Below are 15418 nucleotides of genomic sequence, written 5' to 3' on the forward strand. Positions count from 1 at the left end.
CCGAACGCCGTCCGTGTCAACACCGGCCGAATCGTCGTTTTGGCTATTGGCCGCTCAAGATCATTTTCGATGTTTCGGGTGCGCAGGCGTTCAGAATGGCAACGAAGTCCCTCAGCATCGGAACGCGGCGGGGGCGAAAACTCACTTCCGTCACCAGGATATCCGTGATGCGGTCGACGCGGAACTTTCGGAAATCCTGGCGCAGGCAACACCATGCAAGCAGCACCAACACACGCTCAAGATAGACGATCGCCAGCGGCAGCACTTGCCGATCGGACCGTCGCTGCTCCGCGTCCACATAGCCTATCACCACAGCGTGCTCTTGCCAGCAGGCCTCACGCAGAAGGCCGACATCGGTAATTGGCGGATCGCGGCGTTCGAAGCGATAGACCTGGGAGGCTGTATGCAGCGCCTGGCGTTGTAGTCGGTCGGGCAGCGTTGCCGTGACCTTCGAAAGCACGGCACCTGCGGCCGCCGCGAGGGCGGGTTCACCCATATGCTGCACCTCGGCGAGGCCGAGCACCAGGGCTTCGATTTCAAGCCGTGTGAATGTCTGTGGCGGCAAGGCGATGTCCTCCGTTAGCCGGTAGCCGAAGCCGCGCTCGCCATCGATGACGGCGCCTGCGGCGCGCAGGCTGTCGATGTCCCTATAGAGCGACCGCAACGACACGCCGGTCTCCTCGGCAAGGCGCGCGGCCGTTAGCGGGGAGGGGAGAGTGCGAAGCGCCTGAAGCAGGCGGAACAGACGATCACTACGAGCCATGACTTTGGAGGATAGATGAAGCCTACTGACGGAAACTGGCAGTTGGCCGACTGTACAAGATCCGCATTGCCAAACGCAACCGAGGATCCAGACTATGCTGACGCTCTTTCACGCCCCCCGCTCGCGCTCGTCGCGTATCGTCACGCTGCTTCGCGAGCTCGACGTCCTCGACAAGGTAGCGATCGAGATCGTCGACATCACCCGCGGCGATCGCACCGGCCGTAAAGATCCCAAGAACCCGCATCCGGAAGGCAAGGTGCCGCTGCTCGTCCATGACGGCGGCGTGATCTGGGAGAGCATCGCGATCATTCAGTACCTGACAGATCTCTTCCCGGAAAAGAAGATGGCGCCGGTTGCGGGCGACACGCAGCGCGGTCGGTATCTGAGCTGGCTCGCCTGGTATGCCGGCGTGGTTGAGCCTGTGCTCATCGCACAGGCCGCCGGGATCTCGCATCCTTTTGTGGATGCTACCTTCCGCGGCCCGGCGGAACTGGCGGCACGCCTTGAGGCCGCGCTTAGGGATAGCCCATATCTGATGGGAGAGCGGTACACAGCTGTCGATCTGCTGCTGCATTCGCCCTTTGCCTGGTACCCTGCAGCGACGCCGGATAGCGACGTGGTCAAGGCCTGGATTGAGCGTTGCGGCGAGCGGCCACCGCTGCAATGGACCGCCGACTATGACGACCGCACCGTAGGTGCGGCTTGATCGCTGGCACTGGCCGCACCGACCGGGCGGCCATTTTCGCCTGAGATTGACCGCGCCGTCACCCCCTAATGCTAAGGGGGTAGCATAGCGAGCACCATGATTCTGGCCGTTGTATCGAGCGCCTAGTCTGTCTGGACAATGCGTCGTTGGTTCAGCTCCTGTCGAAAGCAAATGGGGCTGTTGACCGTCCTGGACTCCGTCCGTGGCGGATTGGCTCGTGAAAACGGGATGATCACGCGGGGTCTTACCCATTGCGAATCTAGCGTCTGGCCGCATTTGAATACGGTCTTCGTGCGATGATGAATCACGGGGGTTGTGGTTCAATTTCGACAAACAATAAGCGCGGCTTCGGCGTCCATTTCCGCAATATCTTGGAACCGATCGGCGATACGGGCGTGCGGGCGGCCGCCGTCGGCGGCGGCGATGGCGATGACGATCTCGTCGGGATGAGGCGCGTCGGCAATCTGGAAATTGGCGGTGAGGAAGTGCGAACGCTTGCCGTTCTCGCTCTTGTGCATCATGGGCAGGGAAAGCAGGGCGCCGGGCGCGTTGCGTGTGTTGGCGAATTCCAGGTAGTTGGTGCCGCCGATCGCATCGCGGAACGGATTGCCGAAGCGAAGCGTGTGGATCATCGCCGAGGCATGTTCGATTTCGCCGTTGACGCCGACGGCGGCGGCTTTTCCGCAGGCTTCGATGGTCTCCGCCGGCATCTGCGCCTTCAGGCGGCGGGTCATTTCCGTGCTGAGCGGCCCGACGATGCGGATGATCTCCGGCCGGAGGTCTTCGACGAAGCCCTTGCAAGCCCAGGGATTGCGGATGATGGCGGCGACGACAACGACATTGAACGGCCGCGGCGCGGCTTTGCCGCCTTCGATATGGGTCTCCTCGAGGAAGGTGCAGATCTTTCGGATGTCGAGGGCCATGTCGTTTCCACCGTCTGTTGAACTAACCGCAACCTAGCGTGTGGCCGTGCCCGGTCTTCCTCACATCCGGAGGAGCGAAGCAACATACCGTCCTCTGGAAACAAGTAGATTTCGGCGCCGCCGCGCCGCATTATCACTGTCTTGCAATGAGGATGCGCGGCGCGTTGGACCAGAAATCACGGATACTGTCGCTTCGCGATGTTGCGAGCCAGATCAACAGCGGCGGCGATCTGTCGACTGTGCTGCAGGATCTCATCGCGGCCGCCTGCCGGCACGCCAACTGGGCGCTCGGCTCCATCATGGGTATCGATGCGGCGCACGGGTATGCCCATGTCATCGTACGGCATGACCCGACACTCCTTCAGCGCGACCTGCCGGACCGCTGGGAGCTGGCGACCAGCCCATCGCTGATCGCGCTCCAGCGCAACGAACCCGTCTACATCCGCGATGCGCGGGAAAGCACGGAATTTCCCGGCTATCGTAAGGAGGCATTCGAGCGCGATTACCGGACAGTGCTCGTCATGCCGATGGACTGCGCCGACGCGGAAGGCCGACCGATGGTGCTGAGCGTGATCGCCCGCACGGTGACCGAGGTCACGGAGGACGACCTCGCCTTCCTCGGAACCATCATCCATCTCGGCGCGATCGCCGTCGAAAAGCAGCACCGCCTGGCGGCGGAAAAGCGCGGGTCGGAGCGGCTCGTCCGGGCACTTGCTGCACATACCTCGCTTTTGGAGCATGTACTCAGCGATGGTTCCGTCTCTTCGCTCGCCGCGATGGTGGGAAGGTTGCTGCCCAATCCGCTCGTCGTCGTGGATTTTACCGTCAACCAGGTGATCGCCGGGCGCTCACCGCTGGCGACGGATTTTGACGATCCCGCCTGGCAGGCGGCGGCGCCCACAGTTTTCGCCCGCGTGCTCATTCGTGCGGCGCGGGAGGCGGTGGAACGCGGCAGTACCGAAACCACACCGATTTTCCTTGAAGAGAGCGCGCGGCGGCTGCGCGTCTCCGCCCGCGTCGAACCGCTTATGGTGGACCGCCAGTTGGTCGGGGCGCTGGTGATTTTCCCCTTCGCGGCTGCCGAAGGCGAGCTGGACCAGTTGATGCTCGACAGTGCGAAATTTGCACTCAGCGTGCAGATGATGCGCAGCTTCCTGCGTTTCCGCTTCGAGACGCGCACGCAAAGCGAGCTTTTCTTCGAGATCGTTGAGAGGCGCTGGCGGGATGCGGCCGATATTGGCCAGCGTGCCGCGCGGCTCGGGCTTGATCTATCGCTGCCGCAGCAGATGATCGTGGTCGATTTCCCGGTGCGGGCCAAGGCATTCGGCGGCGGCTCCATAGACGTGGAGCACACGCTGTCGCGCATCATGCAACAGGCCTCGGTCGAGGCCGGACTTGTGGCGATCGATGGCGGCGTCGTCTGCCTCATGAAACATGAGGCTGGGCACCGGCAGGAACGCACCACGAAACTCATGCGCCGTATCGCCGACGAGCTTGGCCGTTATCTCGGAGAACCGCCGATCGTGGTTGCCGGAAGCCGTTGCAGCGGCCTCGATGATTATGCCACGGCCTGGGAACGATGCAGCCGCATGATCCGCATCGGCCGTTCCTTCGGGTTAACGGGCGCGCTCTCCACACAGGATTTCGGGCCGCTGCCCATGCTTGTTTCCGCTGCCGATGTCGGCGACGTGCGCAGTTTTGTGCGCGATAGCGTCGGGGCGATCGCCGAGCACGACCGGGAAAATGGCACGCCCTATCTGGAAACACTTTCCGCCTATCTGGAGGAAGGCTGCCGCAGCCAGGCTTGCGCGGACCGTCTCGGCCTACACGTCACGACGCTGCGCTACCGGCTGGCGCGCATTCAGGAACTCTTCGGCATCGACGTGGAAACGCCGGAACGACGCTTTTCCGTGGAGCTTGCGCTTCGTCTCCACAGTGTCATCGACAATCACGCCGTCGGCGAGCGCTGAACGTAAAGACCTTTGCTGCCCCCTGCCTCTCCTCCGAACCGGAGCAGAACAACACCATCGTCCCCTCCGTTCAGCGGGAAGCACCCGCCGTCCGCGCCGGGTAGCGTTCTCCCAACGAAATGAGGAGAGAGATTGCGGGCATGGCGGACGAGGCGACAGCACAGGACGCACCGATCGACCCCGTCGCGCTTCGCCGCGCGTTCGGTACCTTCGTCACCGGCGTCACGATTCTCACCACCTGCGAGGCCGACGGCACGCCACGTGGCATGACGGCCAATTCCTTCACCTCCGTCTCGCTAGATCCGCCGCTCCTGCTCGTCTGTGTCGCCAAGTCGGCGTCCAGCTATGCCACCTTCACCGCGGCGAACTGTTTCGCAGTTAACATCCTGCATGAAGGTCAGGTCGATGTCTCGGCGATCTTCGCCTCAAAGTCGCCGGACAAATTCAAATCGGTCAACCACGACCGGGTGCACACCGGGGCGCCTGTGCTGACGGACAGCCTGACCTGGTTCGATTGCAGCCTCACCAGTTCCGTCGATGCCGGCGATCATGCGATCCTGATCGGCCAGGTGCGCGCCTTTGGCACGAGCCCAACCGCACCGCTTGGCTTCTGCCGCGGGCGCTATGCCAGCGTGAAGGACCCACTGCCGGCCGGCTGGCTTGCTTCGCACGGCATGATCATCGGCTATCTCATCGAGGCTGGCGACGGGTTGTTGCTGTGCTCGGACGGTAAAGGGGGGTGGGTGTTGCCCTCTGCGCGCCGCCGCAAGGCCGACCGCGAACTGATGCTGGACGGCGGGGATGCGCTGCGCCTCGTGCCGGAGGAAACCTTCCTCTTTTCCGTCTTCGACGTTGCCGACAGCGATCCCGGATATCTCGTCTACCGGGCGCGACTGGCAGGGGAGGGTGCGCAGATCAGCCTGCCTGACACCCTGCGTTTCTTTCCCGTCGAGGACCTGCCTTACGATGCGATCGCCACCCACGAACTGCGCTCCATGCTGCGGCGCTACGTGCAGGAGCGCCAGGCGGGCCGTTTCGGCATCTACATGGATTCCGACGATGGCGGCCGCGTCGCGATGATCGACGGGCAGGCTCGCGCCTGGCTCCAGGCCTCCCAAGACCAAGGACAATGACATGAAGACGACAGTCAGCACCATCGAAGGTTCGCGCCAGCAGCTGTTCATCGGTGGTGAATTCGTGGCGCCAAAGGGCGGCAATTATATCCGGAGCTATAATCCGACGACTGGCGAGCCCTGGTACGAATTTGCCGAAGCCGATGCGGATGATGTGGCGATCGCTGTCGCCGCCGCAAGCGCTGCCTTCCGCAATCCCAACTGGCGACGCATGACGCAGACCGACCGCGGGGCTCTGCTTCGGCGCCTCGCCGAACTCGTCCGCGCAAATGCCGATGCGCTCGCCGAAATCGAGACGCGCGACAATGGCAAGCTCCTGAAAGAGACGCGGGCGCAGATGCGCGCCATGCCGGACAGCTACCATTATTTCGCCGGCATGGCCGACAAGCTGCAGGGCGATACGATCCCGATCAACCGGCTCGACACGCTGAACATCAACCTGCGCGAACCACTCGGCGTCGTCGGCATGATCACGCCGTGGAATTCTCCGTTGATGCTGTTGACCGGCACGCTGGCGCCATGCCTTGCTATCGGCAACACTGTCGTCATCAAGCCGTCCGAACATGCCACGGCCTCGACACTGGCGCTTGCCGAACTGATCCAAGAAGCGGGCTTTCCGGCGGGCGTGGTCAATGTGGTGACGGGCACTGGCCAGAGCGCAGGCGAAGCGCTCACGCGTCATGCGGGCGTTGCGAAATACGTCTTTACCGGCAGCACGGCGACCGGCCGGCGCATCGCCGGCAATGCAGCACAGAACCTCGTTCCCTGCTCCATGGAGCTTGGCGGCAAGTCGCCCCACGTCGTCTTCGGCGATGTCGATATCGAGCATGCGGTGAACGGCGTCGTCTCCGGCGTCTTTGCCGCGGCGGGCCAGACCTGCGTTGCCGGCTCGCGCTGCTTCGTCGAGGCGAGCGTCTACGACAGGTTCATCGATGCACTAATATCTCGCACGCAGCGTATCCGGGTGGGTCTGCCAACTGCCGAGGATACCGATGTCGGGCCGCTGGCGCTTGCCGACCAACTGTCGAAGGTCGCGGCCTATGTCGCCTCGGGCGTGAAGGAGGGTGCGAAAGTGGCCGTTGGCGGTGGGCGACCACAGAAGGCCGATCTTGCGCCGGGCGGCTGGTATTTCGAGCCGACGGTCATGGTCGATGCGCAAAACGACATGGCCTTCATGCTCGACGAACTCTTTGGTCCTGTTGTGGGCGTCATGGCCTTCCGCGACGAGGCGGAGATGATCGAACTGGCCAACGACACGCGCTACGGCCTCGCTTCCGGCATCTGGACGAAGGACATCGACCGGGCGCTGCGCTTTGCCAATCGCATCGAGGCGGGCACGGTCTGGGTCAATACCTACCGCTCAGCCTCCTTCATGTCGGCCAATGGCGGCTTCAAGGAGAGCGGTTACGGCCGGCGCGGTGGCTTCGAGGTCATGCACGAGTTCTCGCGTTTGAAGAACGTCATCATCGATTATTCCGGCGCCATGCAGGACCCCTTCGTCATCCGCCTCAAATAATCAGCATCGAAAGGCAGAACCATGAAGTTCGCAGTCTCGCTCACGATGGAACGCTTTTCGCCGAATGTGCCCATGGCCACGGTGAAGAACAACCTCCTGACGCTGGCCCGCATGGCAGACGAGGGCGGTTTCGAGATGCTCTGGACGGCGGAGCACCACACGCTCGAATGCACGATCTCGCCGAACCCGTTCCAGACGCTCGTCTGGCTGGCGCAGCACACGGACAATATCCGGCTCGGCACTTCGACGCTGGTCGCGCCCTATTGGAACCCGATCCGGCTCGCCGGCGAATCCGCGCTTTGCGACCACCTGACGAATGGCCGCCTGGAATTCGGCATAGCGCGCGGTTCCTACCAGTACGAATTCGATCGGATGGCTGGTGGCATGCCGCAGCAGGAAGGCGTCGCCTATCTGAAGGAGCTGGTGCCGGCGGTGAAGAAGCTGTGGGCCGGCGACTATGCCCATGACGGGCACTACTGGAAGTTCCCGCTGACCGCCGCCGTGCCGAAGCCATTGCAGCAGCCACATCCGCGCGTCTGGGTCGCGGCGCGCGATCCCGGTACCTTCGACTGGGCAATCGCCAATGGCGCCAGCATCCTCTCGACGCCGCTTTCCGCCCCGGCTGCGGAAATCCAGATTCTTTCCGACAAATTCCATCGCGCGGTGGCAGATCATCCGGAGGTGCCGCGTCCTCGTTTCATGATGCAGCGGCGCACCTGCGTCTACGACCGGCTGGACGGCTGGGAAAGGGCCGTGCAGCACAGCATGGATTACGGCCGAGCCTTCGAGAACCTGATGCAGAATGTCGGTACCGTGCAGGACGGTTTTCCGGAGGCTGTGCCTTATGAATCGGTGCGCGGCAAGGAAAACTACAATCCGGAAAACATCCGCAAGAACCTGATGTTCGGCACGCCGGACGAGGTGATCGAGAAGCTGATGGTCTTCGAGGCGGCCGGTGTCGATCAATATTGCCTCGGCCTCACCTTCAACCTGCCTTTCGAACTGCAAAAGCGCACGATCGAGCTATTCGTGAAGGAAATCATGCCCGTCTTTGCTGCGCGCGAGAACGACCGCAAACGAGCCGCTGCGGGGCGTTGACGATGGGGAAAACGCTGGAGCACAGGTTCGGTGAGGTTACGCTCAACTATCGCCTCGATGGCGACGGCGGCGAACCGCTCGTCTGCATCCACGGGGTCGGTTCCTATCTGGAGGCCTGGTCGGGCGTGGTGGAGCGGTTGAAGGACCGCTTCACGATCCTCACCTTCGATCTCAGGGGCCACGGCCAGTCGAGCCATATCAAGGGTCGCTACGAGATCGATGATTTTGTCGCCGAAACGCTGGCGCTTGCAGACAAAGTGGGTTTCTCGACCTTCAACCTCGCCGGCTTTTCACTCGGCGGCTTGATCGCCCAGCGCCTCGCGCTGACTTATCTTCCGCGGCTGCGGCGGCTCGTGCTGCTCTCCACGGTCGCCGGCCGGACGCCGGAAGAGCGCGCGCGTGTTCTGGCGCGGCTCGCGGCCCTGCAGGCCGGTACACCATCTGACCACCACAACGCTTCGCTGTCCCGCTGGCTGACGGAAAGCTTCCAGGACGCGCACGCCGATACCATCGCCTGGCTTCGGGCCCGCGATGCGGAAAATGATCCGGATTGTTACGCTTCCGCCTACCGCGTGCTTGCCGAAACGGATTTCGGCGGTTTTCTCGACCAGATCCGCTGCCCGACGTTGATTGCAACCGGCGAGGACGATGTGGGCTCCAATCCACGCATGGCCCGCTACATGCACGAGCGCATTCCCGGTTCGACGCTCGCCATATTCCCCGGCCTGCGGCACTCCATCCTGATCGAAGCCCCTGACGTCGTGGCTGATGCCATGGCCGCGTTCCTGATAAAGTCGGAGGCAGCCCATGGATGAAGCGCTCCGCAAGCAGGGCGAGGCCGTGCGGCGACGCGTACTCGGCGACGACTATGTCGACCGCGCAATGAAAGGCGCGGATGCCTTCGCCGCGCCCCTGCAGGATCTCTTGAATGAATATTGCTGGGGCATGGTCTGGGCGGATGATGGCCTTGATCTCAAGCAGCGCAGCCTCCTCAACCTCGGCATGCTGGCGGCAAGCAACCGCATGAACGAATTCGGCCTTCATTTCCGCGGCGCGATCCGCAATGGCCTGACGGACAGGGAACTCCAGGCGGCGCTGGTGCAGATCGCGGTCTATTGCGGCGTGCCAGCCGGCGTCGAGGCCTTTCGCGTGGCGCGCGCCATGCGGGCCGAGATGGCCGGAGAGGGGGCGGCTTGATTTCCGTCATTCCGGCGGAGCCCGGCGGCAGGCGCTGCTTGGGAACGCCGGAAGACGGGATGCGCCACAGGCCGCAAGATTATTCACAACGGCGGGAAGAGGAAGCCGCGCCGTCCACGAAACAACAATAGACAGAGGGAACAACACATGATGAAGATTTCGACAGTTGCGGCGCTCGCCGCCTCTATTGCTCTTTCGCTTGCCGCCGTGCCCGCCAAGGCCGGCGAAGTGCTGGACCGCGTGCTCGCCGCCAAGACGCTGAAGGTCGCGACGGACGCCAACTGGGCACCACAATCCTTCGTCAACGACAAGAACGAGATGGACGGCTTCGACGTCGATGTCGCCAAGGAGATCGGCAAGCATCTCGGTGTTTCCGTCGAATTCGTGACGCCGGGCTGGGACATCATCACCGCCGGCAAGTGGCAGGGCCGTTGGGACATGCATATCGGATCGATGACGCCCACCAAGGCGCGTGCCGAGCTCTTCGATTTCCCGGCCGTCTATTATTACACACCAGCAGCTGTCGCCGTGCACAAGGACAGCAAGGCCGGAAAGCTCGAGGATCTCGAGGGCAAAAGTGTGGGCGTGACGGCGACCTCGACCTTCGAGGCCTATGCCAACCAGGACCTGACACTGGATGCCGCTGGCGCGCCAGCTTTTACCTACGCGTTCAAGCCGGGTGAGGTAAAATCCTACGCCAACTCGACGACCGCCTTTGATGACCTGCGTCTTGGCGATGGCACACGTCTCTACGCCGTCGTTTCGTCGCTGCCGAGCATTATTGACGCTGAAAAGGCTGGATATCCGATCAAGCAGCTCGGCAAGCCGGTGTTCTTCGAGCCGCTGGCGGTCGCCGTGGAACACGGCGACACGGAGCTGAGCACAAAGATCGCCGAGGCCGTCAAGACCATGCAGGCGGATGGCACGCTGAGCAAGCTGTCCGTCAAGTGGTACGGCGTCGACTACACGGTCACCCAGTAACATCCGACGGTCACCCAGTAACATCCACCGGCGCGCGGTCCGGCTTGCCGGATCGCGCCCAATCCTGAAGGAGCGGAGATGCTGTATCCGGATACCGTCGAATCCGACGTTCTTGTCCACAAGCCCTGGTTCATCACCGGTTTGTTCGCGGTGGTTTTCGCCGTCTTTCTTGCGTTCGACCTGACGGGAACATCGCTTGGCGACCTGATGCGACCGGTGATCGGCGATCCGGCTGAAAGTGGCGTGTACGGCCGCTTTGCCATCACCTTCGTCATCGCGGTGACCTTGTGCCTCAACATCGTGCTGATCGGCTTTGCGCCGCTGAAGGTGCAGGTCGCGGTCGTCTGGTCCGAGCTGCTGCTGCTCTTTCTCGCCTTTTTCACGACCTTCAATCTCAGCCTGCCGTTCATGGCCGAAAAGCTGCCTTTCCTCATCACACAGGGGCTTTTCACGACGATCTACGTCTCCGCGATCTCGATCGTCATCGCGTCAGCCATCGCCATCCTTGGCGCGGTCGCAAAATTGTCGACCAACGGCTTTGCCTATGCGATTGCCAGCTTCTACACGTCGTTCTTCCGTGGCCTGCCGCTCCTGATGCAGGTCTATCTCATCTATCTTGGCCTGCCGCAGATTGGCTTCGTCATCGACGCCGTGCCCGCCGGTATCCTGGCGCTATCGCTCTGCTACGGTGCCTATATGACGGAAATCTTCCGTTCCGGCATCCAGAGCATCGACCGCGGCCAATGGGAGGCCTCGCGCTCCATCGGCTTCGGCTTCGGCGTAACCATGCGCAAGATCATCCTGCCGCAGGCGCTGCCCGTCATCATTCCGCCAACCGGCAACCAATTCATCTCCATGCTGAAGGACAGTTCGCTCGTCTCGGTCATCGGGGTCTGGGAACTGATGTTCCTGGCGCGCACCCTCGGCCAGAAGAGCTTCCAGCACATGGAAATGCTGATTTCCGCCGCCATGCTCTACTGGATCGTGTCGATTGGACTCGAACTCATCCAGTCGCGCATCGAGCGTCACTACGCGAGGAGCAAAGTGCGATGAGCGACACGATTATAGATGTGCGCAACGTTTCCAAATGGTACGGCGCCTTCCGCGTGCTGACCGATGTGAATCTTACCGTGCAAAAGGGCGAGCGCATCGTCATTTGCGGCCCATCGGGTTCGGGAAAATCGACACTCATTCGCTGCTTCAACCGATTGGAGGCGCACCAGCAGGGCGACATCGTCGTCAACGGGATCATCCTGCACGACAAGATGCGTGAGGTCGGCGCGGTGCGAAAGAACGTCGGCATGGTGTTCCAGCACTTCAACCTCTTCCCGCACATGACGGTGTTGATGAACTGCATGGTCGGGCCGATGTGGATCAAGGGCGTTTCCCAGGCGGAGGCCCGCAAGACGGCGCTGCAATTCCTGGAGCGCGTGCGCATTCCCGAGCAGGCGAACAAATATCCGGTGCAGCTTTCCGGCGGCCAGCAGCAACGCGTGGCAATCGCTCGTTCGCTTTGTATGCAGCCGGCGGTCATGCTCTTCGACGAGCCGACGTCGGCGCTCGATCCCGAAATGGTCTCCGAGGTGCTCGAGACCATGACGAGCCTTGCCCGGGAGGGCATGACCATGGTCTGCGTCACCCATGAAATGGCCTTCGCCCGCGCGGTCGCCGACCGGGTGATTTTCATGAATGCCGGCCAGATCGTCGAGCAGGGCAAGCCGGAAGAATTCTTCAAGAACCCGCAGCACGAGCGCACGAAGCTCTTTCTCAGCCAGATACTAAAACATTGAATGAACGGCATTCATTGCCAGTAGGGGCAGGATGATGATTGTTGCCTGAATTTGACCCGGTTTGTTAGTTCACCGTGACCCACGCGTAGCCAGAAGAACGCTTTTTCCCCAAGCCCTTGTGTCGCTTCAGCCGGGACAGCGCCAAATGAAAAACTGGGTCAAATCCCAGCGATATTCAACACACATGGCGCTCATCGACTTCAGCCGAGGAGGCATGGCTGTTAATCGGCGCGAAGCATTCTAAGGCGAGGCTCGTTTCAGTACGTCACTGTAACCACTACGGTGTCTGTGTAAGTTCCCGCTAAGGGCGTATTTTGCGCGGGGACACGGCCGTAGATCGTGATGTCCTGCTGGGATCCAGATCCTGTTCCCGACATTGTTTGACCGGCGGCGCTGGCTCTGACTCACATTTGCTGCTGTCGTGAATGAGGTTACCGGATGATCAGCAATGGGCTATCGATTGTCGCATGTGAGTCTCGCGCCGTTTGGCTTTGCAGTGGAAGCAGTGAAGGGGAATAGTTCAAGTTCGGCTTCGATCGCGCAATCCATCAGCAGCTTGTCCAGCTTGCGGGCGAGCAAGCCGGCGAATTCAAAGCCTATATGAGCAGCGACCTGCTGACTTACCTCTCAGTGGCCGGCGGGTTGAGCTGAAGGTCGTGAAGCGTCGGTGCTGGTGCGATGCCGTACTGTGCGGCCGGCGTATCTTCTGCGAACAATCGGTGACAACGTGCTGGCTCGCTATGGTCGACGCACCCAGAGGCTGGAGACGATTGTTTACCATCTCGGCCTAGCGCTTGGCGGTAGACCTGCCGCAGCAGCGGTTCGAACGATTGTCTTCATCCGGAGGCCGTCCTCAGTCTGTGCGATCGTGACGTTGGCGGCCGCAATCGAGGAGAGGTTTGCGACATGGGTTCCTGCGCAGAATATTTCCGCCGGGCGACCGTCAAGCAGGCACCGCCAGACGCGCCGCGTGTCGAGGAGCGATTCGGCAGGTTCAAGCGTCACATCCGCGGGCTGGGCGAGCCATGTTGCGAGCGTCGCATTGACCGCATCGGTGATTGCCGGAAGACCGCCCGCCGCCGCTTCGTGGTCGAATCCCTTCTTTCGCAGGCTCTTGCCGAGGCGGTAAGTGTCCGTCGCGCCTTCAGGGGAAAGCTGCGAGCTGACGATCGCCTCCTTGTCGAAATCCGGGGCGCCCAGACTATCGATGGTTGCGCCTTCCTTCGTCCAGAAGGGCGCCAGCGCGCGGTTGAGGCCGAATGCGGCAAGGTGAGCGGCGGTATGTGCTGCGTTCAGTTTCCCACGGTGATCGGCATCGATGGCGATATCGACCTCTGTGCCTGGTGCAGGAACGTTCGCGGCCCCGCCATCCAGCACATGAACGACGATGCTCACCCATTCCGGGCCTACCCGGCCAAGCGCCTTCGCGTCCTCTGCGATGTGGAGTTCGCCGGTTTCGCTGTTGGCAAGGCCGGTCAGCGCCTCGCTTATCTTCTGTGATGCGCCCGCCCAGGAAAGAGTGCCCATATCCGAGGGTTGGTCCGGCCAGCGGAAGCTGACAGGGTGAGCCGGCGTGGCATCGGTGACGACCAGGAGCCGGCCGGGCTCCCGTGCGGCAAAAAGCACCCGGCCGCGCCCCTCCGTTTCACCCCTTGCGAAGCCAATGCGTGTGCTTTCGCGAATGTCCGTCTGGTATGCCATTTGATCGTCTCCCAAATTCTCTAGCGCCTGATCGCTCTCGCTTCGAAAATGCGCAACAGGCGCGTGAGCGTGATGGTCAGGATGATGTAAAGCGATGCCAGAAGAATCAGCGGTTCGTAGGTGAGATACGTATCCTGCCGGACCTTGGAGATCACTGCAAAGACATCGATAACCGTCACCGTGGCGACCAGTGGCGTCGACTTGAGTTGCAGGATGGTCTCACCGGTAAGCGTCGGCAACGCGCGCTGCACGGCGCGGGGAAGCCAGATTCTGAAGAAAGCGGTCCTGCGGTTCATGCCGAACGTATAGGCCGCTTCCAGTTCACCCTTCGGCACGCCGGCGAACGCCCCGCGCATGATCTCTCCCGCATAGCCGGCAAAGGACAGGACGAGCGCCACCAGCCCGTAGGGCCACGCGGTGCGCAGAACCGGCCAGAAGATGGACGCGCGGATTTCGGGGAACTGCGCGAAGACGGCGCCAAGGCCGTAATAGAGCATCCAGAGCTGCAGAAGCAGCGGCGTTCCGCGAATGACCGTGCAGAAGGCCCGCGCCGGCCAGGCCAGCAGACGAGGGCCGGTCGCCTGGACGACACCAAGCGGCAGTGCTAACGCGAAACCGAGGACGCAGCTCGAAACCAAGAGAAGGAGCGTGACGCCGATGCCATTTGCCAGTCGCATCCAATAATCGCCGATCCAGTCCCAGCGGCCGAAATAAACAGCCAGGCAGACGATAGCGATAACGAGGGCGTAGCGGATCGGTGCAAAGGGTTTTACCGATCTGACGGTCGGGCCTGACGAGACCGCCGGCAGGGTATTGGTGCTAAGCATGCATCACCGCCAATCCGCGGGTCGCGCGACGGTCGATCAGCTTGATAACGAGATTGGACAGGAGCGTGAGGCACAGATACATCGCCGCCGCTGCCGTATAGAACAGGAGGTAGTCCTTCGTCGTTCCCGCGGCCTGCTTGGTGGCGAGCGTGAGCTCGCCGAAGCCAACGACGGCGAGAAGCGCGGTGTCCTTGGTCGCAATCAGCCAGAGATTGGAAAGGCCGGGCAGGGCGAAGGGCAGCATGGCCGGCAGGGTGACGCGGCGCAGTGTCAGCAGGGGTGACATACCGTAGGCTTTCGCGGTCTCGACCTGGCCATGCGGTATCGCAAGGATCGCTCCACGAAGTACTTCTGTGGAATAGGCGCCCTGTACCACGCCGATTACAAGGATGCCCGCGGCAAGGCCGCTGATATCGACGGAGGCAAAGCCCAGTACCGTAAGCAGCTGATTGAGCGCATCGGTGCCGGCATAGTAGAGGACGAGGATCAGGACCAGTTCCGGCACGGCGCGCACGGCGGTCGTGTAGATGTCGCACAGTTCCCGCAGAAACGCATTGTCGCTCAGCTTCCCGAGCGCGCCGCCGATGCCGATGACAAGGCCGATGAGATAGCCGCCGGCAGCGAGCGTCACGGAATTGAGAAATCCGCACAGCAGCGTAGCGCCCCAGCCGGGCGGGCTTAACGACAGAAGGGTGAGATCGAACACCTATTGGCACTTTCCAGGTTCAGCCTAAGTTCGCCGGCCAGGACGGTCGTCCCGGCCAGCGATTTTGCATCGAGTGAGATGGAGCGTTTCATAGAAACGAAGAACGC

17 protein-coding genes are annotated in these 15418 nt (G+C 62.1%); 11 read left to right on the top strand and 6 right to left on the bottom strand.

Annotated elements, in window-relative coordinates:
• Positions 1–43: 43 nt before the first annotated feature.
• Positions 44–763: a YafY family protein gene (locus MUO32_RS27885; RefSeq protein ID WP_257951643.1), complete on the bottom strand. Its 720-nt coding sequence runs from the start codon at positions 761–763 to the stop codon at positions 44–46.
• A gap of 94 nt (positions 764–857) precedes the next feature.
• Here MUO32_RS27885 and MUO32_RS27890 point away from each other — a divergent pair, with 94 nt between their 5' ends.
• The gene (locus tag MUO32_RS27890; RefSeq protein WP_257951644.1) at positions 858–1469 is read left to right on the top strand and encodes a glutathione S-transferase family protein; all 612 of its coding nucleotides are present in this window, start codon (positions 858–860) and stop codon (positions 1467–1469) included.
• Between the two features lie 320 nt (positions 1470–1789).
• Here MUO32_RS27890 and MUO32_RS27895 read toward each other — a convergent pair whose 3' ends face one another.
• The gene (locus tag MUO32_RS27895; protein WP_257951645.1) at positions 1790–2392 is read right to left on the bottom strand and encodes an amino acid synthesis family protein; all 603 of its coding nucleotides are present in this window, start codon (positions 2390–2392) and stop codon (positions 1790–1792) included.
• A gap of 164 nt (positions 2393–2556) precedes the next feature.
• On the opposite strand from MUO32_RS27895, the gene MUO32_RS27900 reads away from it, so the two are divergent.
• The 9 genes from MUO32_RS27900 to MUO32_RS27940 all read left to right on the top strand — a co-directional run bounded on the left by MUO32_RS27900 (position 2557) and on the right by MUO32_RS27940 (position 12077).
• Complete coding sequence (locus MUO32_RS27900; RefSeq protein ID WP_257951646.1) at positions 2557–4362, top strand: helix-turn-helix domain-containing protein; 1806 nt, start codon at positions 2557–2559, stop codon at positions 4360–4362.
• A 140-nt stretch (positions 4363–4502) separates the two neighbouring features.
• Positions 4503–5495 carry a flavin reductase gene (locus MUO32_RS27905; protein ID WP_257951647.1) on the top strand — a complete coding sequence of 331 codons (993 nt, stop codon included), beginning with the start codon at positions 4503–4505 and terminating at the stop codon, positions 5493–5495.
• 1 nt (position 5496) lies between these two features.
• Complete coding sequence (locus MUO32_RS27910; protein WP_257951648.1) at positions 5497–7011, top strand: aldehyde dehydrogenase; 1515 nt, start codon at positions 5497–5499, stop codon at positions 7009–7011.
• A gap of 21 nt (positions 7012–7032) precedes the next feature.
• Positions 7033–8109, top strand: coding sequence for an LLM class flavin-dependent oxidoreductase (locus tag MUO32_RS27915; RefSeq protein WP_257951649.1), 1077 nt, complete (start codon positions 7033–7035; stop codon positions 8107–8109).
• 2 nt (positions 8110–8111) lie between these two features.
• On the top strand, positions 8112–8924 hold the full coding sequence (locus tag MUO32_RS27920; RefSeq protein ID WP_257951650.1) for an alpha/beta fold hydrolase: 813 nt from the start codon (positions 8112–8114) through the stop codon (positions 8922–8924).
• Positions 8917–9306, top strand: a complete 390-nt coding sequence (locus MUO32_RS27925) for a carboxymuconolactone decarboxylase family protein (RefSeq protein WP_257951651.1) — start codon at positions 8917–8919, stop codon at positions 9304–9306. Before MUO32_RS27920 ends, MUO32_RS27925 begins: the two co-directional genes overlap by 8 nt.
• Before the next feature lie 147 nt (positions 9307–9453).
• The gene (locus tag MUO32_RS27930; RefSeq protein ID WP_257951652.1) at positions 9454–10287 is read left to right on the top strand and encodes a transporter substrate-binding domain-containing protein; all 834 of its coding nucleotides are present in this window, start codon (positions 9454–9456) and stop codon (positions 10285–10287) included.
• A gap of 78 nt (positions 10288–10365) precedes the next feature.
• Complete coding sequence (locus MUO32_RS27935) at positions 10366–11340, top strand: amino acid ABC transporter permease (protein WP_257951653.1); 975 nt, start codon at positions 10366–10368, stop codon at positions 11338–11340.
• On the top strand, positions 11337–12077 hold the full coding sequence (locus MUO32_RS27940; protein ID WP_308311341.1) for an amino acid ABC transporter ATP-binding protein: 741 nt from the start codon (positions 11337–11339) through the stop codon (positions 12075–12077). Before MUO32_RS27935 ends, MUO32_RS27940 begins: the two co-directional genes overlap by 4 nt.
• A gap of 257 nt (positions 12078–12334) precedes the next feature.
• Here the strand turns inward: MUO32_RS27940 and MUO32_RS27945 are convergent, their stop codons facing one another.
• Positions 12335–12454, bottom strand: coding sequence for a spore coat protein U domain-containing protein (locus MUO32_RS27945; protein ID WP_257951654.1), 120 nt, complete (start codon positions 12452–12454; stop codon positions 12335–12337).
• Positions 12455–12664: 210 nt separating this feature from the next.
• Between MUO32_RS27945 and MUO32_RS27950 the strand changes: the two genes are divergently transcribed.
• Positions 12665–12868: a hypothetical protein gene (locus MUO32_RS27950; protein WP_374708733.1), complete on the top strand. Its 204-nt coding sequence runs from the start codon at positions 12665–12667 to the stop codon at positions 12866–12868.
• Here MUO32_RS27950 and MUO32_RS27955 read toward each other — a convergent pair.
• From MUO32_RS27955 to MUO32_RS27965, 3 genes are read right to left on the bottom strand one after another with little or no spacing between them, the layout of a single operon-like run.
• Positions 12852–13778, bottom strand: a complete 927-nt coding sequence (locus MUO32_RS27955; RefSeq protein WP_257951655.1) for a hypothetical protein — start codon at positions 13776–13778, stop codon at positions 12852–12854. The two genes, MUO32_RS27950 and MUO32_RS27955, sit on opposite strands and share 17 nt — an antisense overlap.
• 20 nt (positions 13779–13798) lie before the next feature.
• Entirely contained in the window at positions 13799–14605 is an 807-nt protein-coding gene (locus tag MUO32_RS27960; RefSeq protein WP_257951656.1) for an ABC transporter permease, read from the bottom strand.
• A complete protein-coding gene (locus MUO32_RS27965; protein ID WP_257951657.1) occupies positions 14598–15311 on the bottom strand; it encodes an ABC transporter permease in 714 nt (237 codons plus the stop codon). Before MUO32_RS27965 ends, MUO32_RS27960 begins: the two co-directional genes overlap by 8 nt.
• Between the last annotated feature and the right edge of the window lie 107 nt (positions 15312–15418).

This window comes from Shinella sp. CPCC 101442, from assembly GCF_024704725.1.
Classification (GTDB): Bacteria; Pseudomonadota; Alphaproteobacteria; order Rhizobiales; family Rhizobiaceae; genus Shinella.

Excerpts from the sequence above, each read along its gene's own strand:
- MUO32_RS27885 (WP_257951643.1), bottom strand. The coding sequence starts at position 763 with ATGGCTCGTAGTGATCGTCTGTTCCGCCTGCTTCAGGCGCTTCGCACT.
- MUO32_RS27890 (WP_257951644.1), top strand. The coding sequence starts at position 858 with ATGCTGACGCTCTTTCACGCCCCCCGCTCGCGCTCGTCGCGTATCGTC.
- MUO32_RS27895 (WP_257951645.1), bottom strand. The coding sequence starts at position 2,392 with ATGGCCCTCGACATCCGAAAGATCTGCACCTTCCTCGAGGAGACCCAT.
- MUO32_RS27905 (WP_257951647.1), top strand. The coding sequence starts at position 4,503 with ATGGCGGACGAGGCGACAGCACAGGACGCACCGATCGACCCCGTCGCG.
- MUO32_RS27910 (WP_257951648.1), top strand. The coding sequence starts at position 5,497 with ATGAAGACGACAGTCAGCACCATCGAAGGTTCGCGCCAGCAGCTGTTC.
- MUO32_RS27915 (WP_257951649.1), top strand. The coding sequence starts at position 7,033 with ATGAAGTTCGCAGTCTCGCTCACGATGGAACGCTTTTCGCCGAATGTG.
- MUO32_RS27920 (WP_257951650.1), top strand. The coding sequence starts at position 8,112 with ATGGGGAAAACGCTGGAGCACAGGTTCGGTGAGGTTACGCTCAACTAT.
- MUO32_RS27925 (WP_257951651.1), top strand. The coding sequence starts at position 8,917 with ATGGATGAAGCGCTCCGCAAGCAGGGCGAGGCCGTGCGGCGACGCGTA.
- MUO32_RS27930 (WP_257951652.1), top strand. The coding sequence starts at position 9,454 with ATGATGAAGATTTCGACAGTTGCGGCGCTCGCCGCCTCTATTGCTCTT.
- MUO32_RS27935 (WP_257951653.1), top strand. The coding sequence starts at position 10,366 with ATGCTGTATCCGGATACCGTCGAATCCGACGTTCTTGTCCACAAGCCC.
- MUO32_RS27940 (WP_308311341.1), top strand. The coding sequence starts at position 11,337 with ATGAGCGACACGATTATAGATGTGCGCAACGTTTCCAAATGGTACGGC.
- MUO32_RS27945 (WP_257951654.1), bottom strand. The coding sequence starts at position 12,454 with ATGTCGGGAACAGGATCTGGATCCCAGCAGGACATCACGATCTACGGC.
- MUO32_RS27955 (WP_257951655.1), bottom strand. The coding sequence starts at position 13,778 with ATGGCATACCAGACGGACATTCGCGAAAGCACACGCATTGGCTTCGCA.
- MUO32_RS27960 (WP_257951656.1), bottom strand. The coding sequence starts at position 14,605 with ATGCTTAGCACCAATACCCTGCCGGCGGTCTCGTCAGGCCCGACCGTC.